Source organism: Streptomyces sp. NRRL WC-3626 (assembly GCF_000718785.1).
In the GTDB taxonomy this organism is placed as follows: Bacteria; Actinomycetota; Actinomycetes; order Streptomycetales; family Streptomycetaceae; genus Streptomyces; species Streptomyces edwardsiae.
Genome location: NZ_JOCA01000004.1, coordinates 57,030 through 75,050, shown reverse-complemented (window position 1 = coordinate 75,050; position 18,021 = coordinate 57,030). Strand labels below are relative to the sequence as shown.

Below are 18,021 nucleotides of genomic sequence, written 5' to 3'. Positions count from 1 at the left end.
CCGGCCCGCCCATAACTCCCCGCAGACGGCGCGGGGCGGCACGCATGCCCGCGGGATCGCGGAGGCGGCGGGGCGGCTGCGGCTACAGCGGGGCGCTGCGGGTGCGGCGGGGCGGCGTGGGGGCGGCGGGCGTCAGGTCGTCGTGGGTGTGAGCGGCGGCTCCGGGCGGCGGCGGATCACCAGCGCCATCAGCGCCGCCGCCGCGCACAGCGCTCCCGACGCGTACCAGACCACGTCGTACGAGCCGAACGCATCCCGTGCCGCACCCCCCGCGAAGGCGACGACCGCCGCCCCCACCTGGTGCGACGCGAGGACCCAGCCGAAGACGATCGGGCTGTCGTCCCCGTAGTGCTCCCGGCACAGCGCCAGCGTCGGCGGCACGGTGGCGACCCAGTCCAGCCCGTAGAAGACGATGAAGAACAGCATCGGCGGATGCACACTCGGCGCCAGCAGGATCGGCAGGAACAGCAGCGATATCCCCCGCAGCGCGTAATACACCGCGAGCAGCCGCCGCGAGTCGAAGCGGTCAGTGAACCACCCGGACGCCACCGTCCCGACGACGTCGAAGACACCGATGACCGCGAGCAGCGACGCCGCCGTGGTGACCGGCATGCCGTGGTCGTGGGAGGCCGGCACGAAGTGGGTCTGGACCAGCCCGTTGGTGGAGGCGCCGCAGATCGCGAAGGTCCCGGCGAGCAGCCAGAACGGCCCCGTGCGCACCGCCGAGGACAGTACGGTCAACGCCCGCCGCGCGGCCCCCGGAACGGGCGCCGGCTTCGGCACGAACTCCGCGGCGCCGTACGGCTTCTGGCCGACGTCCGCCGGATGGTCGTGCAGCAGCAGCCAGACGAACGGGACCACCGCGAGCGCGGCGAGCGCCACGGTGACGGCCGCCGGGCGCCACTCGTACCGGGTGACGATCCACGACAGCAGCGGCAGGAAGATCAGCTGCCCGGAGGCGGACGCGGCGGTGAGGATGCCGCTGACCAGGCCCCGCCGTTCGGTGAACCAGCGGTTGGTGACGGTCGCCGCGAAGGCCAGCGCCATGGAACCCGAGCCGAGCCCCACCAGCAGGCCCCAGCAGAGCAGCAGTTGCCAGGCCGCCGTCATCCACACCGTCAGTCCCGAACCGAGCGCGATCACGCCGAGGGCGACCGCGACGACCTTCCGGATGCCGTAGCGGTCCATCAGCGCGGCGGCGAACGGCGCGGTGAGCCCGTACAGCGCGAGGTTCACGGAGACCGCCGCGCCGATGGTCCCGCGCGACCAGCCGAACTCGTCGTGCAGCGGGTCGATGAACAGGCCCGGTACGGAGCGGAAGGCGGCCGCACCGATGATCGTCACGAAGGTGACGGCGGCGACGAACCACGCGCGGTGCACACGGACACGGCTCGGCTTCGGGCCACCGCCCGCGGTCGGCTCCACGACGGCGGCGGACTGACTTGTCTGGGTCACGCCATAGAGCTTCCGTGACGGAACAGGAGGCAACGAGTGGCCCGAGGGACAGCATTCGCTAGGATCGGGCCATGGCTCCCGGTTTCCGGCCCCACCGCGTCGTCGTCCTCGCCCTCGACGGGCTGCTCCCGTTCGAGCTGGGCATCCCGCACCGCATCTTCGGCCGCCCGAAGGACGAGCGGGGCCGGCACCTGTACGAGGTGATCACCTGCTCGGTCCGGCCGCCCGGACCGGTGGAGACCGACGCCGACTTCGCCATCCACGTCGCCCACGGCCCCGAGGCGCTCGCCACCGCCGACACCGTGATCGTCCCGGCGTCGTACGAGCTCGGCCCGGTGTTCGAGCGGGGGGAGCTGACCGACGAGCTGGCCGCCGCCCTGGCCCGTATCCGCCCCGGCACCCGGCTCGCCTCCATCTGCACGGGCGTGTACGTCCTCGCCGCCGCCGGGTATCTCGACGGCCGGCCCGCGACCACGCACTGGGCGGACGCCGAGCGTCTCCAGCGGCTGTTCCCGCGGGTCGAGGTCGACCCGAACGTGCTGTTCGTCGACGACGGCTCGATCCTGACGTCGGCGGGCGTGGCGGCCGGGATCGACCTGTGCCTGCACATGGTGCGGCGCGATCACGGCGCCGTCGTCGCCAACGAGGTGGCCCGCCGTACGGTCGTACCGCCGCACCGGGACGGCGGGCAGGCCCAGTACATCCGGCGGCCGGTGCCCGATCCGCAGCAGGCCTCCACGAGCGGCGCACGCGCGTGGGCGCTGGACCGGCTGCACGAGCCGATCCAGCTGCGTGACCTGGCCGCGCGGGAGTCGATGTCGGTACGCACCTTCACCCGCCGTTTCCGGGAGGAGTCGGGTGTCAGTCCGGGGCAGTGGCTGACACAGCAGCGGGTGGAGCGGGTGCGGCATCTGCTCGAGTCCACGGAGCTGTCCGTGGACCAGGTGGCGCGCGACGCCGGTTTCGGCACGGCGCAGTCGATGCGGCAGCACCTCCAGGCGGCGCTGGGGGTGACACCGACGGCGTACCGGCGGACCTTCCGGGCGGGAGCGGCCGACTGTCCACAGCCTGTGGACAACTCCGCGGCACCCTGACCGCCGGCGGCGGTGCGGCGCCGTCCGCCCCGAGCACGTCAGCGCCGCACCGCTCTTCGTCACGACCCACACTCGTCGAGGGCTCCCGTCGCCGCCCTCGCCGTCCCCTCGCGGCGAATCGCTGACGAACAGCGTGATCAGACGGCCACGACACGTCAACACCGATTCGCTCGCAAATACCCCACTTGCCGCATACACCCTTTTCCCCGCCGCGGCGCACGGAAGCACACCCGGCGCACCACTCCGCCCCACCTCTTCAGGGGGGCGCGGGCAATCCCGTCAGGGGCGCGGGGAACCGCGCGAGAAACCACCACGAACCCGCACCCGCCGCACAGCCGGACGCCCCGAGCGCTCCCGCGTCCTCACACCGCCTGGTACGCCGCCCCGCCGTACACGGCGGTGCCCCGCTCACAACCCCCGCCCAGGCGATCCAGCTCGCACCAGATCCGCTTCCCGGCCCCCTCCGCGCTCCACCCCCACCGATCGGCCAGCCCGTCCACCAGAGCGAGCCCCCGCCCCCCGGTGGCCTCACCGTCCACACACCGCGGCACCGGCGCCCGCCCGCTACGGTCGGCGACCTCCAGACGCACGACGCCCTCCTCGCCCGAGCCCGAGCCCGCGCCCGCGCCCGAAGCCGAGTCCGCGCCCGAAGCCGAGCCCGCGCCCGAGGCCTCCGCATCCGGGCCCACCCCCGGCAGGGACAGCCGCACCACGGCCGCACACCCCGTGTGCACCACCGCGTTGGTGACCAGCTCCGACACCAGCAGGATCAGCGTCTCGGCGAGCGGCCCGTCCGCCGCTATGCCCGAACCGGCCAGCCGTGAGCGGGCCCACCTCCGGGCCCTTCCCACCTCAGCGGGGTCGGGCCGGATCTCCAGCTGCACTTGAAGCACCTGCACCGCTCACACCATCCGAACCGGCGGACACTTGGCCTCGCGCCTCACGAGGGCCACGATCGTAGCCATTTTCTGCATGGCCGGAACAACGCCCCGGACAGGTGTCACGGAACGTGATTCCCTTGCACACCAGCATGGTTGACACACAGTCACGCCAACAAGCGCTTCGGGCATATTCCAGCGCCAAGGAGCACACGTGCGGCATACTGTGCGACGCGAGCCACGCGCCGGCACCAACGCTCCGTGATCATGGCGATGCCACGATCCGTGACATCCGCGCGGGAGGCGGCCTACTCGGGAACGGTGAAGTACCGGGCGAAGGACCGTACGGTCTCGTCCTCGCCGATCCTGCCGTCGCCGTCGGAGTCCAGCGCGGCGGCGGACGTACGGGCGAGGTCCTCGGGGACGCCGAGCACCCTCAGGACACGCGCGGCGTCCTCGACGGTGGCCGCACCGTCGCCGTCGGTGTCCGCGACGGCGAGCGCCGCGTGCAGGAAGGGGCGGGCGATCTCGGCGAACCGGTCCGGGTTGTCGTGCAGTCGCTTGACCGCTCCGTTGACGAACTCCTCGCGCGTGATGCGCTGGTCGCCGTCGCGGTCCGCGATGCCCGCCATGCCCTGCCAGAACGCCTCGGCACCGATGTACAGGGCCTGGCCCCTGTCGGAGCGGGCCGCGACGGCGAACTCGGCGAGCAGCGCCTTGGCCGCCGCGCTGAAGTCCTCGCGGTCGATGTAGCCGTTGCCGTCCTGGTCGAAGCCGGCGAACCGGGCCGCGATCCTGCGCTCGTTCTCGCTGGTGACCATGTCTCTCTCAGGCCGCCTTAGGTCGGTGGGTCGTCTCGCTGGGAGCGTACGTCGTGAAGGGCCTTCGGGGTGCGCGAAAACGACGCCCGGACCAAGACCGGGGGAATAACGGGACACGCGTGTGACACGTGCAAGCGCCCGCACACGGCTCAGGCGGACAGCGGACGGGGGTCCTCCTCGACCGCGGAGAGCACGTCCGGGTGGATCTCGAAGAGGCGGCGGACCCCGAGGGCGCCGAGCACCTTGTTGACGTGACTGCCGTCGGCGGCGCCCCGCGCGGGGAGGATCAGCCGCAGACTGCCCTGGCAGGACCGGAGCAGCCGACGGGAGCCTATGAGCACACCGACGCCGCTGGAGTCGCAGAACCACACCTCGGACAGATCGAGGACGAGGCTGTGCCTGCCCTCGGCCACCACGTCGTGCACCCGCTGGCGCAGCACCGGGGACGTCACCAGGTCCAGCTCGCCCGACACCCGGAGCACGGCCCATTCGCCGTGCTCCCCGTCGGTCACTTTGAAGGTCACCACCATGCCCCTCGCTCGCCGAAACGGAAGCAGTCCCTACGCTTCCTTGCAGCGCGGCTGCCCACCGGCCGTTCCCCGAAACGCGAGCCGAGAAACGAATACCGAACAGAAAGGGCTTATTTTAGTCGCCTTCGATCCGATTCGATCGGTTCCGATCGATACGGGGGTGGGTAGATGCGGCGCGAGCAGTGTCCGACATGGGCGGGCGGCCCTTTACCACCTGCGGCTCCTCCGGGGGCGCACATTGCCATAAAGGGGCGTGCGCCCTGCTACGTGCCGACTACATTCTTGTGGTCGCCGACCACAACGCCGGCCCCGGGAACCGACCAGCCCGGGACCAGGAGGAACAGGGGGTGAGGGGCCGCATGCCGACATCGGACACACCGCCCCGCTGGGACCGCAGGATGCAGCAGCGGCTCGCGCGCGGGGAGGCCGCCGCGCTCGGCGAGCTCTACGACCGTTTCGCCTCGCTGGTGCACGGCCTCGCCCACCGCGTGGTCGGCGACGAGCACGCCGCCGACGCCGTCACCCGTGACGTCTTCGCGCACGTGTGGGAGCACCCGGACTCCTACGACCCCCGGCAGGAGCCCCTGCGCACCTGGCTCGCCACGCTGACCAGCCGGCTGGCCGTACGGCGGCTGCGCACGACGGAGACCGCGGCGCTCGCCCGCGGCGGCCCCGGCACGCCGGAGGACCTGGAACGCACGGTGCGGCACGCCTCGGTGGCCGCCCGCGCGGACTACATCGTCCAGTCCATGCCGGCGCCGCTGCGCGCCGCCCTGGAGCTGGCGTACTTCCAGCGCCGGGACTACCGGCAGACCGCCCTCGACCTGGGTGTCACCGACGACGAGGCGCGCCGCCGGCTCCGCCTGGGCCTGCAGTTGCTGGCCACCGCCGGCGACACCGGGGCCCCGCCCGGTTTCGGGGGTGCCGCGTGAGCGAACGGCACGCCGGGCCGGCCGGTCCGTACGACGACCCCAAGGAAGACACCGGACCGCTCGTACTGGAGCACCACGTGCTGAAGTCGTTGCTGGGCGCCTGGGCGCTGGCCGCCTGCGCGCCGGCGGAGGCGGGCGCCGTCGAGGAGCACCTCGGCGGCTGCGCGGCCTGCGCGGACGAGGCGCTGCGGCTGCGTGAGGCGGTCGGACTGCTCCAGCGGCCCGAGAGCCTCGACCTCGACCCCGGACTGCGCACCCGCGTGCTGGAATCCTGCCTGGAGGTACGGCCGCCCCGTATACCGGTACCGGAGTGGGCGGCCGCGTACGACGCGGAGACCGCGCGGCTGGACGCGCTGCTCCAGGACTTCGGCGACGCCGAGTGGCACGCGCCGGTGCGGCTGCGCTGGTACGAGTCGGACGAGGCGAGCAGCCGCCGTACGACCGTCGCCGGGGTCATCGCGCATCTGCTGACGGTCGACGGGCTGGTCGCGCTCGCCCTCGGCATGGACGACCCGCTCGGCGACGCCGCCCACGCCGGACGTACGCCGTCGGACCGCACGGAGGCGTACTGGCGGGCGGCCCGCTTCCCGCCCACCCGCTCGGTGCGGACGCCCTGGCGGGAGCAGAGCCACGCACTCGTGCGGACGGTGTCGTTCACGGACGGCGGCACCGGCCGGCTGCCCGTGTCGTACGGCGACTACGAACTGCCGCTGCACGACGCGATGCTGGACCGGGCGTTCGAGTGCTGGGTGCACGCGGAGGACATCGCCGTGGCGGTGGACTACCCGTACGAGCCGCCCTCCGGACGGCATCTGCACCGCATCGTCGACCTGGCCGCCCGGATGCTCCCCGCCGTGCTGGAACACCGCCGGGAGCACGGGCTGGCCGCCCCCGGGGAGCGGCGCCTGGTCGCCGCCGGGGAGCCGGGACGCAGCCTGCGGCTGGAGATCGAGGGGTCGGGCGGCGGGGAGTGGCTGATCCCGCTGGACTCCCCCGCGGCGAAGGGCTCCGCCGAGCACGAGGTGGCGCACGTGGCGCTGGACGGCGCGGAGTTCTGCAGGCTCGCGGCGGGACATGTCCCGCCGCGAGAGGCGGCGGTGGGGCAGGTCGGCGACCGCGAGGCGATCAGGGACGTCCTGTTCGCCGCGGCGAGCATGAGCAGGATGTAGTCGGCGGGGTGCGTATCGCGGGCGGCCGCGGGCCGGTGCGGCTTGGCTCGCGCAGTTCCCCGCGCCCCTGAGGGGGATCCGGTTCGTGGTCCCGTGCGGGGCCGTGGGGGTTGGCCGCGCAGTTCCCCGCGCCCCTGGGGAGCTGCGGGCACCGCCCGCTGCCACCCCTCAGGGCGAAGCCCCGAGCCGTCAGGCGAAGACCACCGTCCGCCGGCCGTTGGGCAGAATGCGCCGCTCCGCATGCCACTTCACCGCCCGCGCCAGCGCCCTGCACTCCACGTCACGGCCGATCGCCACCAGTCCCTCGGGCGTGACGTCGTGCCCCACCCGCTCGACCTCCTGCTCGATGATCGGCCCCTCGTCGAGATCGGCCGTCACATAGTGCGCCGTCGCGCCGATCAGCTTCACACCCCGCGCGTGCGCCTGGTGATACGGCTTCGCGCCCTTGAAGCTCGGCAGGAAGGAGTGGTGGATGTTGATGATCCGCCCGGACAGCTGCTTGCACAGGTCGTCCGAGAGGACCTGCATGTAACGGGCGAGGACGACGAGCTCGACGTCGTCCTCCCGCACGATCTCCAGCACCCGGGCCTCGGCCTCCGGCTTGGTGTCCCTCGTCACCGGAATGTGGTGGAACGGAATGTTGTACGAAGCCACCAGTTCGGCGAAGTCGGTGTGATTGGACACCACCCCGGCGATCTCCACGGGCAGCGCACCGGTACGCGCGCGGAACAGCAGGTCGTTCAGACAGTGACCGAACCTGCTGACCATGAGCAGGATGCGCATCTTCCGGTCGGCCCGGTTGAGCTGCCAGTCCATCTGGAACGCGTCACCGATCGCGGTGAAGCTCGCCCGCAGCTTCTCCACGGTCACCGGGGCGTCCGCCGAGAAGTGGACGCGCATGAAGAACAGTCCCGTGTCGTGGTCGCCGAACTGCTGGCTGTCCTCGATGTTGCAGCCGGTCATGAAGAGGTAGCTCGACACGGCGTGGACGATGCCCTGCTTGTCGGGGCAGGACAGCGTGAGGACGTACTGGTCGGCGGGGGCCGCGGCTCGGGTGGACTGCTCGCTCATGGGGAAAAGGGTCCCACACGTGCGCTCACGGCCCGCCCGCGTTCCGCTACGCGGACCGCGTGACGATCCGCAGCACCTCGAGGGTCTTCGGCCGGGTGTCGGGGTCCTCGCCGTCGCTCGTCGCCATCCGCACGTGGGCGTCCCGTGCGGCCCGCACCGCGTCCGGCCATCCCTCGTTCTCGAGATAGGCGGTCACCGGCGCGTCGGGGCCGACCTGGTGCATGATCCGCAGCACCCGCAGCACCGCCGTGTCGACGAGTGCCGCCTCCTGGGAGTCGCGGAAGATCGTGCCGACGTACTTCTCGGCGGACCAGTTGTCCAGCCAGGTGTCCTCGACCAGCCGGTAGACGGCGTCGGTCACGTCCCCGTAGCCGTCGACGCCGGCCAGCCAGACGTCCCGCTGGAAGGCGGGGTCGGAGAGCATGTGCAGCGCGGAGCGCACATTGCTGCGCCAGCGCCACCACGGCATGTCGTTGAGTGGCATGCCGCCCATGGTGGAGGAGCGACGGCCACGACGGGAAGAGTTCTCCGAACCTTGCACGGTCGTCGATCGTACGTTTCCGCCTCACCCGCCGCCGAAGGGGCCCCGTAATTCACCTCGGCGTCACCCTCCGTCGACCAAGGGTCACTCGAGGGTTGGCCATGTGGCGGAATCGTGCGTGAGCATGACCGGCAGGCGACGCATCCGCAGTACGTTCCTCCCCCGCCACCTCACCCGGCGGGTCAGAGCCGGTGCCCTGGCCACGGGCGCGCTGGCGGCGTGCGTGTCGCTCGCCGCGGGGTGCGGGGCCGTCCCCGGTGCCACGGGGGGCTCCGGGGACGACGGCCCGATCACGGTGATGACCTGGGCCCCCGAGGACACCAAAACCTCCAACAAGCCCGGAATGCCCGCGTTCGCCGAAGCGTACGCCCGCTGGGTGAACGGTCAGGGCGGTATCAACGGCCGCCCGCTCAACGTACTGACCTGCAACGACAGGAACGACACCGTGACCGCCGCGCGGTGCGCCCGGCGCGCGGTCGAGGAGGGCGCCGTCGCGGTCGTCGGCTCCTACAGCCAGTACGCCGACTCCTTCATGCCCGCCCTGGAGGGCGCCGGCATCCCGTACATCGGCGGCTACGGCATCACCAACAACGAGTTCACCAGCCCGCTGTCCTATCCGGTGAACGGCGGCCAGCCGACGCTGCTGGCCGGTCTGGGACGCACCCTCGCCGACACCTGCGGCCCGGTCACCCTGATACGGCCCGACACGATCGCGGGCGACCAGCTGCCGCCGCTGCTGAACTCCGGCCTGAAGGCCGGGGGGCACGAGCGGGCCGGTGACCAGCGGGCGGCCGAGGATGCCACCTCGTACGACGGCCAGGCCGGGCGGGCCCTGGAGGTCGCCACGGCGAAGACGGGCGAGCGGGGCTGTGTGGTGCCGGCCCTGGGCGACCGTACGAACACCTTCATGGACTCCTTCCGGCGGGCCCGCGCCGACTACCCCGAGGTGCGCACGGCGACCGTGCTGGGCAGCGTCGACCAGTCGACGATCGACGCGTCGGGCGGGGCGTCGGGGCCGTACGAGGGGTCGTACGTCACCGGCTGGTACCCGGCGGCGAGCGACCCCCGCTGGGACCCGATGAAGAAGGTGATCAAGGAGGAGGCGTTCGGTGACAACCGGATCGACCCCGCGGACGCCGGGGTGCAGACCACCTGGATCGCCTACACCGTGTTCAAGCAGGTCGTGGAGTCGCTGGGGGACGGCGAGATCAGCGCCGACACGGTGAGCGAGGAGCTGGACAGCGGGCTGAAGGTGACCACCGGCGGGCTCACGCCGACCCTGCGGTGGACGTTCCAGGCGGAGCTCGCCGCCGTCGGCTTCCCCCGCCTGGTCAACGCGAACGTGACCCTCCAGGTGGTCGAGGACGGCCGGCTGGTCGCGGCCCGCAAGGGCTTCACCGATGTGACGAGGACGCTGCGGGACGCGGAACTGGGCTGATCCGTCCGGTTCCGCCCGGTCGCCCGGACGGAACGGCGGCATCCGCTCAGTGCCCGGTCACAGCTGGGTCGGCTGGCGTTCGGTCAGGCCGTACCGCTTGGCGATCGCGTTCCACAGCTCGGCGGCCTTCTGCTTCTGGACGGTCGCGGTGCCGCTGGCCTGGTTGCCGGCCTGGGTCTGGCCGGTGGACCGGGCCTGGCCCTTCTTGCAGCCCTTCTTGCCCGCGGTCTGGTCGGCCCAGGCGGCGTAGTGGTTGTCGGCCGAGGCCGACGCCTGCCACGCCTTGGTGAGCGCGGTGGTCAGCGCCTCGTGGTCCGGCAGCTTGTCCACGGACAGCCCGGACAGGTCGGTCACCAGCTGGGTGCGCTGCCCGGCCGCCTCGCGCAGGTCCGCGGCCGCCTGGCCGAGGTTGTTGCAGCTCTTCACATCGGCGACCGCGTTGATCACGGTGGTGCGGCTGTCGCCGCTGTCGGCCAGCAGCTTGTCCAGCTCGACGGCCTGCGCACGGGCCGGGTCGGCGGCCGGCGAGGCGGAGGTGTCCTCGGTCGCGGGAGAGGTGGCGGACACGTTCTGGTTGTCGCCGCCTTCGTCGTCGCCGCCCCCGCTTCCGATGAGCGCGCCCGCGCCGACGCCGAAGACGACGATCCCGACGCCGACCGCGGCGATCAGCGGCACACGTGAGCCCGTACGGCCGCCGCCGCGACCGCCACCACGGCCGCCGGTCGGGCCGGCGGGCGGTGCGGGCGGACCGGGCGGGGTGTGCGCGGCCCGGCCGGGCGGGACGTGGTCCACGCGCGGCATCTGCTGGGTTCCGGCCGCGCCCCCGTTGTCGTTGCGGAAGAGGTTGTCGAACTCGGCGGGCGGCTGCCGGTTGCCGTCACCCGCGTCCGGGACGCCGTACGACTGCGCGGGGGGCTGGTCGCTGACGGGGGCGATGAACTGGGTGGCCTCCGCGTCGGGGTGGCCCGCGCTGTGCGGGGCCGCGCCCGGGTAGCCGCCGGCGTCGGTGCCGTGGGCGGGCACCTCGGGCGGCAGTGCGCCCGGGCCCACCGGGGGTATGAGCTGGGTCGCGCCCTCGTCGCCGCCCGGGGCGGGCACCGGGGGTATGAACTGGGTGACGCCCTCGTCGCCGCCCGGGGCGGGCACCGGGGACATGTACTGGGTGACGCCCTCCGTGCCGTCGGGCGCGGCGGCCGGCGGGTACTGGGGGGCGCCGTAGCCGTTCTGGGCGCCGTAGGTGCCGTCGTGCGCGGGCGGCAGCGGGGCGCCGGCGGTCCCACCGCCGTACGAGCCGTACGCGTCGGGGGCGCCGTAGGCGTCGGGAGCGCCGTGCGCGCCGTAGCCGGTGCCGTACGCGTCGCCGCCGTATCCGGCGCCCTGTTGCGCGCCCTCCGGGGGCAGTGGGCCGGGGCCCTGCCCTCCCTGGCTCTGCGCGCCCCATGCGGGCGTCTCGGGGGCGCCCCACTGGCCGTCGGACGGGGGCTGCGCGGTCTGCCAGCCGCCCTGGCCGGACTGCGGCGGGGCCGCGTCCTGCTGCCCGGGGCCCCACGGAGTGCCCCAGGTCTGGCCGCCGGACGGGGCCGAGGCGGGGTAGCCGCCGCCGGGATGCCGGCCGTCCGCTCTGCCGCCGGGGGCGACCGGTCCGGTCGTCATGCCCGGCAACAGGGGTTCACCACCGTCGGAGGGCAGCACGATGCCTTCGCGCGCGGGGCGCGCCGAGGGCTCCTCGCCCTGTCCACTCTGCGTCACCGGGACTCCTACCAATGGGGGACCTTGTGAATCGTCGGCTCACGCTACCGGGTCCCCGGAGCCCGGTGCCACGCAGCACAGGACCTGACCGCCCGCCCTGTGAGCGCGGTAACAAAACCGGGTCACCGCACGCTGATCACGTCACCCCTTTCCCACCCGCCCGTCCCGTCGCCCCTGTCACGCGGCCGTCTGGAGTTCCATCCGCGCCCCGAACTCCCGTACCACGGACTCCTCCCGGTACGGCTCGAGCCGCTGCTGGAGATCGTCCAGATACTCGGCGCCCCGGTTGGAGCGCAGCCCGTCGAGCAGTTCGACCGCCTTCAGGCCCGTACTGCAGGCCAGTTCGATCTCGCGCTGCTGCACCTGCGCGGTGGCCAGCAGCACATAGCCGATCGCCCGCCGACGTGCCCGCGAGGCGGGATGCCCGTCCAGCGACTCCCGCGCGCACCGGGCGGCGGCCTCGGCCTGCCCGAGGTCCCGGTGACAGTGCGCCAACTCGTCGGCCAGATAGGCCTCGTCGAAGTGCGCGATCCACGCCGGGTCGTCACCGGATGCCGGTTCGGCCGCGTCCATGGCGGTCACCGCGCGCCCTGCCGCCGTGTGCGCCGCGTGCACGTCGCCCATCAGCGCGTGCCCGCGCGCCTCCGCCGCGAGGAACATCGACTCCGCGCGGGGGGTCACGCGCCCCCGCGCGCCCTCCTGCGCCGCGCGCGCCAACTGGGCGATCTCACGGGGGTTTCCGAGCTGGGCGGCCAGATGACTCATGGAGGCGGCGAGCACGTATCCGCCGTATCCGCGGTCCCCGGCCGCCTGGGCGAGGCGCAGCGCCTGGATGTAGTAGCGCTGGGCGAGGCCCGGCTGGCCGGTGTCGACGGCCATGTACCCGGCGAGTTCGGTCAGCCGCGCGACCGCCGCGAACAGGTCGCGGCCCACGGCCTCCCTGTACGAGCCCGCCAGCAGCCCCGAGACGACGCTGTTGAGGTAGTGGACCACGACCGGGCGCACATGCCCGCTGCCGTACTGGTGGTCCAGGTCCACCAGCGCCTGCGTCATGGACCGTACGGCCCCCACGTCGGACTGGCCCACGCGCGGTCCGGCGGAGCGCGCCACCTGGCCGTCGGGCGCGGTGATCAGCCAGTCGCGGCTCGGCTCGACGAGCGCGGACGCGGCGACGGAGGAACCGGACAGGAAGTCCCGCCGGCCCACGTCGCTGCGCCACAGCTCGCAGACCTGCTCGATGGCCCCCAGTACCGTCGGCGAGAACTGGAGGCCGACACCGGACGCGAGGTTCTTGCCGTTGGCCATGCCGATCTCGTCGATCGTGACCGTACGGCCCAGTTTGCGGCCCAGCGCCTCCGCGATGATCGCCGGTGCCCGGCCCCGCGGCTGCTGGCCGCGCAGCCAGCGGGCCACCGACGTCTTGTCGTAGCGCAGATCGAGGCCGTGCTCCGCGCCGCACATGTTGACCCTGCGGGCCAGCCCGGCGTTGGAGCATCCGGCTTCCTGGATGAGCGCCTGCAGCCGTTCGTTCGGCTGCCGCGCGACGAGAGGCCTTGCGGCCATGGCGTACCCCCTGAGGCTGCGGTGCCCTGCCCACGCACCGAGTTGACGTGTCTTCCGCGGCCGTGCTTCTCGCGTCCCGGCGAGTACATCCGGCCGGGAAGATCAATGCCCCGTCGAGGTGCCGACAATGCGAGGCATGTGAGGATTGCCGGGGTAACGGCGGTTGCCGGCCCTCCTCCTGGTTACCCACCAGCGGAGCGGATCCTCCCGCGCGCCCCCATGGATGCACCCATGCGCCCCGAACACGGGCCCGATGCTCCTCCCCCGCGCATCCGGGCGGGCGTAACCCCTGGTGACGGCCGTAGTTGTGTTCATCGTGGAAGAGACGATCGCGGGCGCCGACGCCGTACAGATCCCGAAGCAGCGCGGGGAATCGCTGCTGGACACCGCAGTGCGGTATGCCGGGGAGCGGCACTGGGACGTGTTTCCGGGCACCTGGCTGGAGTCCGTGGACGGGACGCAGCGCTGCTCGTGCGGTGACGCCGCGTGCCCGGTACCCGGCGCACATCCGGCCGGCCCGGACTGGGCGACGCAGGCGACCGGGAGCGCCACCGTCGCGCGCCGGCTGTGGGAGCGGCAGCCGGCCGCCTCGGTGCTGCTGCCCACCGGGCGGACCTTCGACGCGGTGTCCGTGTCGGAGACGGCGGGGTTTCTCGCCCTCGCGCGGATGGAGCGGCTGGGTCTGCGGCTGGGGCCGGTGACCGTTTCGCCGGACCGGCGGATGGAGTTCTTCGTGCTGCCGGGGGCGTCGGCGAAGGTGCCGGGGTTGCTGCGCGGGCTGGGGTGGTCGGTGGCCTCGCTCGACCTGACGGTGCGGGGGGAGGGTGACTTCGTCGCCGGGCCTCCCACGCGGGTGGGGGGCCGGGGAGCCGTGCAATGGGCCTGCCGGCCCACCGCGGAGAACCGGTGGTTGCCGGATGTGGGGGAGCTGGTGTCGCCGTTGGCTTATGCGTGTGGCCGGGATCGATAGGGGAGGTCCGTTCCGCGGGGTTTGTGTTGTTGCGAGACCGCGGGTTCGTCGTGGCTGGTCGCGCCCGCGCGGCGGAGCCGCATGTCGGCACAGCCCCGCGCCCCCTGGAGGGACGCTCTGCTCCCCGTAGCCTTCATTGCTGACGGAGGGAGACATCGTGGGTGGCAGTGCCGTGAGTGTGCGGGGGCTCTGGAAGCGGTTCGGGGAGCAGGTCGCCGTCGGGGGGATCGATCTGGAGCTGCCCGCGGGGCGGTTCATCGGGCTGGTCGGGCCCAACGGGGCCGGGAAGACCACCACGCTGTCCATGGTGACCGGGCTGCTGCGGCCGGATCAGGGGAGCGTCGAGGTCGTCGGGCACGATGTGTGGCGGGATCCGGTGGAGGTGAAGGCCCGGATCGGGGTGCTGCCGGAGGGGCTGCGGCTGTTCGAGCGGCTGTCGGGGCGTGAACTGCTCGCGTACACGGGCCGGTTGCGGGGGCTGCCCGGTGCCGAGGTGGACAGGCGGGCGACGCAGTTGCTCGACGTCCTCGATCTGGCCGGGGCCCAGCACAAGCTCGTCGTCGACTACTCGACCGGCATGCGCAAGAAGACCGGGCTCGCCGCCGCCCTGCTGCACAATCCCGAAGTGCTGTTCCTGGACGAGCCGTTCGAGGGCGTCGACCCGGTCTCCGCGCAGACCATCCGGGGTGTGCTGGAGCGGTACACGGCGTCCGGCGCCACGGTCGTGTTCTCCTCCCACGTCATGGAGCTGGTCGAGTCGCTGTGCGACTGGGTGGCCGTGATGGCCGCCGGCCGGATCCGCGCCCACGGCCCGATCGCCGAGGTGCGCGGGGAGGCGCCCTCGCTGCAGCGGGCGTTCCTGGAGCTGGTCGGCGCGGACAGCCGTGACGTCGGCTCGGATCTGGACTGGCTGGGCGGCGGTTCCCGGTGAGCGCCCCCGCCGCCCTCACCCCCGTCTTCGTCCGGCTGAAACTGTCCCTGCTGCGCAACGGGCTGCGGCAGTCCGGCGGGCGGAAGGCCGCGTACATCGCCTCCGCCGTCGTCGCCCTGCTGTTCGCCGCGCTGCAGTTGCTCGGGCTGATCGCGTTGCGCGGCTCGGATCACGTGGAGTCGCTGGTGGTCCTGCTCGTGGCGGTGCTGGGGCTGGGCTGGGCGGTGATGCCGCTGTTCTTCCCCGGTGGCGACGAGACCCTCGACCCGACCCGGCTGGTGATGCTGCCGCTGCGGCCGGGGCCGCTGGTGCGGGCGCTGCTCGCGGCCTCGCTGGTCGGTATCGGGCCGCTGTTCACGCTGTGTCTGCTCGCGGGTTCGGTGATCGCGGTCGCGCACGGCGGGGCGGCGTTCGCGGTGGGCGTGCTCGCCGTTGTGCTGGCGCTGCTGGTGTGCGTGGCGCTCGCGCGGGCGGTCGCCGCCGCCAACGTACGGCTGCTGACCAGCCGCAAGGGCCGGGATCTCGCCGTACTCAGCGGGCTGGTGATCGCCGTCGGGGCGCAGCTCGTCAACTTCGGTGCGCAGCGGCTGGGTTCGTCCGGTCTGGAGCAGCTGGACCCGGCGGCGGACGTGGTGCGGTGGATTCCGCCGGCGTCGGCGGTCGGGGCGGTGCACTCGGCGGGCGAGGGGGCGTACGGCGTCGCGCTGGCGCAACTGGCGTTGAGCGCGGCCGCGCTGGCGGGGCTGGTGGCGTGGTGGTCGCGGCTGCTGACCCGGCTGATGACGTCGCCGGACGGTTCCACCCTCCAGGCGGCCGGGGACTCGGCGGCGGTCCGTGACCGTACGTCGACGGGTCTCGCCCGGCTGCTGCCGCCGGGCCGTACGGGTACGGCCATGGAGCGCAGCCTGCGCTACATCCGGCGCGATCCGAAGACGAAGGCGGCGTGGGTGACGTCCCTGGCGATCGGGCTGATCGTGCCGCTGTTCAACGCCTGGCAGGGCACCGGCTCGGTGTACTTCGCCTGCTTCGCCGCGGGGATGCTCGGCATCCAGATGTACAACCAGTTCGGGCAGGACACGTCCGCGTTCTGGATGGTCGCGATGACGATCTCCTCCGGCCGGGACGCGTACGTCGAACTGCGCGCCCGCGCGCTGGCGCTGCTGCTGATCACCCTGCCGTACGTCGCCCTGGTCACCGTGCTGACGGCGGCGGTGCTGGGCGACTGGCACCGGCTGGCGGAGGCGCTGGGTCTGTCGTTCGCGCTGCTCGGCGCGATGCTGGCGACGGGCGCGTGGACGTCGGCGCGTTTCCCGTACTCCATCCCGCAGGAGGGCTACAAGAACGTCGCGCCCGGGCAGGTCGGGCTGGCGTGGATCTCCATCTTCGGCGGGATGGTCGCGGCGGCGGTGCTGTGCGTGCCGGTGATCGCGCTCACGATCTGGCTGAATGTCAGCGCGGGCGGCGAGGGCCGGCTGTGGCTGCTGCTACCGGCGGGCACGGCGTACGGCGCCGCCCTGACCCACCTCGGCCTGCGCCTGGCGGCACCGCGGACGGCCCGCCGGCTGCCGGAGATCCTGGCGGCGGTCAGCAAGGGGTGAGCGGACGCGTGCAGCGGGTCAGGGGCCGCCCAGTGAGTCCAGGAAGGGTTCGATCGCGGTGAGCCAGGTCTCCGGCTGGTCGTAGTGGACCAGGTGGCCGGCGTCGGCCACCTCCGCGTACTGGCCGTGCGGGAGGACGCGGACCATCTCCTGGGCTTCCGCGCGGCCGAGTTCGCCGTCGAGGCCGCGGACCACCAGGGCGGGGCAGCGCACCTGGGCCAGCTCCTCCCAGTGCGCGTCGAAGACCCAGGTCTCACGGGAGCGGAGCATCTGGTCGGGTTCGAAGACGGGCCGCCAGCCGTCCGGGGACTCGGCCATCACCTCGGCGTAGAAGGCGCCGCGGGCCGGGTTGGGCCGCTCCACCCAGGGATCGTCCTCGCCGAACCACTTGCGTACGTCGGCGAGGGTGGCGAACGGGACCGGCCAGGTCTTGAACCACTCCGCCCACTCGCGCTGCGAGGCCGCCCCGAGGGCGGAGGCCCGCATGTCGCAGATGATCAGGCCGCGCACCAGGTCGGGCCGTTTGGCGGCCAGCTGCCAGGCGGTCAGCGCGCCCATCGCGTGGCCGACGAGAACGGTGGGGCCGAGGCCGAGCTGCTCCAGGGCGGCCTCGGCGTCGTCGACGTAGGCGTCGCGGGTGAAGGCGGCCTGCGCGGGCTTGTCGCTGCGGCCGTGGCCGCGCTGGTCGAGGGCGATCGCCCGGTACCGCGCGGAGAGCCGCCGGGCGGTGGACGCCCAGTGCGAGGCGCGGCCCATCAGACCGTGCAGTAACAGCACACCGGGCGCGTGCTGTGCGGCGCTCTCCGCCGGCTCCGTCCCGTTCTTGGGCGGGTCGCCGAACTCCCAGGCGGCGAGTCGTACGCCGTCCGCCCCGGTCACGTCGATGCGTCGCGCCATGGTCCTGGCACCCCCCAAGCTCGCTGCCTGCCCGCTGCCTGTCGTGCTGGCCCTGCCTGTCACTACTGCCCGCAGATTATCGAAAGAGCATTCGAAAATGGCTTCCCGGCCGGCAATACCCCTCGTTCGAGTGACCCTGTTCGAGGATTGATCGCCGTGGCCCAGGGGAGATCTTCAGCGGGAGGCGGACCGCTCGGGGAAACCGGTCCGAGGGGAATGACCCTGAGAGCTCGGGGCTCCGGGTCAGCACAGGGGAGGACAGGCCCCGGCGCCATGCGGCGCCGGGGCTCCTCACATGGTCACGGCACATTCGTCCCGCCCCTCCCCTGCCGGGGTGACATCGCTGTCGGGCCCGGCCAGAGCCCCTCAGGTCATATGCCTCAG

Annotated in this window: 16 protein-coding genes; 7 read left to right on the top strand and 9 right to left on the bottom strand. The window is 72.9% G+C overall.

From position 1 onward, the window contains the following. Nucleotides 1–132: 132 nt before the first annotated feature. On the bottom strand, nucleotides 133–1,455 hold the full coding sequence (locus tag IF28_RS0108060) for an MFS transporter (RefSeq protein WP_030216041.1): 1,323 nt from the start codon (nucleotides 1,453–1,455) through the stop codon (nucleotides 133–135). Nucleotides 1,456–1,526: 71 nt separating this feature from the next. Between IF28_RS0108060 and IF28_RS0108055 the strand changes: the two genes are divergently transcribed. Further along, nucleotides 1,527–2,549: a GlxA family transcriptional regulator gene (locus IF28_RS0108055; RefSeq protein ID WP_051713676.1), complete on the top strand. Its 1,023-nt coding sequence runs from the start codon at nucleotides 1,527–1,529 to the stop codon at nucleotides 2,547–2,549. Between the two features lie 362 nt (nucleotides 2,550–2,911). Here the strand turns inward: IF28_RS0108055 and IF28_RS0108050 are convergent, their stop codons facing one another. The 3 genes from IF28_RS0108050 to IF28_RS0108040 all read right to left on the bottom strand — a co-directional run bounded on the left by IF28_RS0108050 (nucleotide 2,912) and on the right by IF28_RS0108040 (nucleotide 4,778). Further along, nucleotides 2,912–3,448, bottom strand: coding sequence for an ATP-binding protein (locus IF28_RS0108050; RefSeq protein ID WP_106982012.1), 537 nt, complete (start codon nucleotides 3,446–3,448; stop codon nucleotides 2,912–2,914). 287 nt (nucleotides 3,449–3,735) lie between these two features. Next, complete coding sequence (locus IF28_RS0108045; protein ID WP_030216027.1) at nucleotides 3,736–4,248, bottom strand: EF-hand domain-containing protein; 513 nt, start codon at nucleotides 4,246–4,248, stop codon at nucleotides 3,736–3,738. 149 nt (nucleotides 4,249–4,397) lie between these two features. Further along, nucleotides 4,398–4,778, bottom strand: a complete 381-nt coding sequence (locus tag IF28_RS0108040) for an STAS domain-containing protein (RefSeq protein WP_030216024.1) — start codon at nucleotides 4,776–4,778, stop codon at nucleotides 4,398–4,400. Between the two features lie 359 nt (nucleotides 4,779–5,137). Between IF28_RS0108040 and IF28_RS0108035 the strand changes: the two genes are divergently transcribed. Then, on the top strand, nucleotides 5,138–5,710 hold the full coding sequence (locus IF28_RS0108035; protein ID WP_030216021.1) for an RNA polymerase sigma factor: 573 nt from the start codon (nucleotides 5,138–5,140) through the stop codon (nucleotides 5,708–5,710). After that, nucleotides 5,707–6,879 (top strand): maleylpyruvate isomerase N-terminal domain-containing protein, encoded by a 1,173-nt coding sequence (locus tag IF28_RS0108030; protein WP_030216018.1) that lies wholly within the window; start codon nucleotides 5,707–5,709, stop codon nucleotides 6,877–6,879. Before IF28_RS0108035 ends, IF28_RS0108030 begins: the two co-directional genes overlap by 4 nt. Before the next feature lie 189 nt (nucleotides 6,880–7,068). On the opposite strand, the gene purU is transcribed toward IF28_RS0108030, so the two are convergent. Both purU and IF28_RS0108020 read right to left on the bottom strand, forming a co-directional pair. After that, nucleotides 7,069–7,950 (bottom strand): formyltetrahydrofolate deformylase, encoded by an 882-nt coding sequence (gene purU / locus IF28_RS0108025; RefSeq protein ID WP_030216015.1) that lies wholly within the window; start codon nucleotides 7,948–7,950, stop codon nucleotides 7,069–7,071. A 46-nt stretch (nucleotides 7,951–7,996) separates the two neighbouring features. Continuing rightward, nucleotides 7,997–8,443, bottom strand: a complete 447-nt coding sequence (locus tag IF28_RS0108020) for an SCO4402 family protein (RefSeq protein WP_030216012.1) — start codon at nucleotides 8,441–8,443, stop codon at nucleotides 7,997–7,999. 172 nt (nucleotides 8,444–8,615) lie between these two features. On the opposite strand from IF28_RS0108020, the gene IF28_RS0108015 reads away from it, so the two are divergent. Next, entirely contained in the window at nucleotides 8,616–9,929 is a 1,314-nt protein-coding gene (locus IF28_RS0108015; protein WP_030216009.1) for an ABC transporter substrate-binding protein, read from the top strand. 57 nt (nucleotides 9,930–9,986) lie between these two features. On the opposite strand, the gene IF28_RS0108010 is transcribed toward IF28_RS0108015, so the two are convergent. Both IF28_RS0108010 and IF28_RS0108005 read right to left on the bottom strand, forming a co-directional pair. Next, on the bottom strand, nucleotides 9,987–11,678 hold the full coding sequence (locus tag IF28_RS0108010) for a hypothetical protein (RefSeq protein WP_030216006.1): 1,692 nt from the start codon (nucleotides 11,676–11,678) through the stop codon (nucleotides 9,987–9,989). Nucleotides 11,679–11,855: 177 nt separating this feature from the next. Beyond that, nucleotides 11,856–13,241, bottom strand: a complete 1,386-nt coding sequence (locus tag IF28_RS0108005; protein ID WP_030216004.1) for a hypothetical protein — start codon at nucleotides 13,239–13,241, stop codon at nucleotides 11,856–11,858. A 307-nt stretch (nucleotides 13,242–13,548) separates the two neighbouring features. On the opposite strand from IF28_RS0108005, the gene IF28_RS0108000 reads away from it, so the two are divergent. The 3 genes from IF28_RS0108000 (at nucleotide 13,549) to IF28_RS0107990 (ending at nucleotide 16,740) form a co-directional block, all read left to right on the top strand. Beyond that, nucleotides 13,549–14,211: a bifunctional DNA primase/polymerase gene (locus tag IF28_RS0108000; protein ID WP_030216001.1), complete on the top strand. Its 663-nt coding sequence runs from the start codon at nucleotides 13,549–13,551 to the stop codon at nucleotides 14,209–14,211. A 154-nt stretch (nucleotides 14,212–14,365) separates the two neighbouring features. Further along, nucleotides 14,366–15,142 (top strand): ABC transporter ATP-binding protein, encoded by a 777-nt coding sequence (locus tag IF28_RS0107995; protein ID WP_406710521.1) that lies wholly within the window; start codon nucleotides 14,366–14,368, stop codon nucleotides 15,140–15,142. Next, nucleotides 15,139–16,740: a hypothetical protein gene (locus tag IF28_RS0107990; RefSeq protein ID WP_030215996.1), complete on the top strand. Its 1,602-nt coding sequence runs from the start codon at nucleotides 15,139–15,141 to the stop codon at nucleotides 16,738–16,740. The genes IF28_RS0107995 and IF28_RS0107990 overlap by 4 nt, the downstream gene beginning before the upstream one ends. A gap of 18 nt (nucleotides 16,741–16,758) precedes the next feature. Here IF28_RS0107990 and IF28_RS0107985 read toward each other — a convergent pair whose 3' ends face one another. Beyond that, on the bottom strand, nucleotides 16,759–17,637 hold the full coding sequence (locus tag IF28_RS0107985; protein WP_030215993.1) for an alpha/beta fold hydrolase: 879 nt from the start codon (nucleotides 17,635–17,637) through the stop codon (nucleotides 16,759–16,761). Nucleotides 17,638–18,021: the final 384 nt, after the last annotated feature.

Coding starts and splice junctions, on each gene's coding strand:
- IF28_RS0108035 (WP_030216021.1), top strand. CDS start 5,138: ATGCCGACATCGGACACACCGCCCCGCTGGGACCGCAGGATGCAGCAG.
- IF28_RS0108015 (WP_030216009.1), top strand. CDS start 8,616: ATGACCGGCAGGCGACGCATCCGCAGTACGTTCCTCCCCCGCCACCTC.
- IF28_RS0108055 (WP_051713676.1), top strand. CDS start 1,527: ATGGCTCCCGGTTTCCGGCCCCACCGCGTCGTCGTCCTCGCCCTCGAC.
- IF28_RS0108005 (WP_030216004.1), bottom strand. CDS start 13,241: ATGGCCGCAAGGCCTCTCGTCGCGCGGCAGCCGAACGAACGGCTGCAG.
- IF28_RS0108020 (WP_030216012.1), bottom strand. CDS start 8,443: ATGGGCGGCATGCCACTCAACGACATGCCGTGGTGGCGCTGGCGCAGC.
- IF28_RS0108045 (WP_030216027.1), bottom strand. CDS start 4,248: ATGGTCACCAGCGAGAACGAGCGCAGGATCGCGGCCCGGTTCGCCGGC.
- IF28_RS0107985 (WP_030215993.1), bottom strand. CDS start 17,637: ATGGCGCGACGCATCGACGTGACCGGGGCGGACGGCGTACGACTCGCC.
- IF28_RS0108040 (WP_030216024.1), bottom strand. CDS start 4,778: ATGGTGGTGACCTTCAAAGTGACCGACGGGGAGCACGGCGAATGGGCC.
- purU (WP_030216015.1), bottom strand. CDS start 7,950: ATGAGCGAGCAGTCCACCCGAGCCGCGGCCCCCGCCGACCAGTACGTC.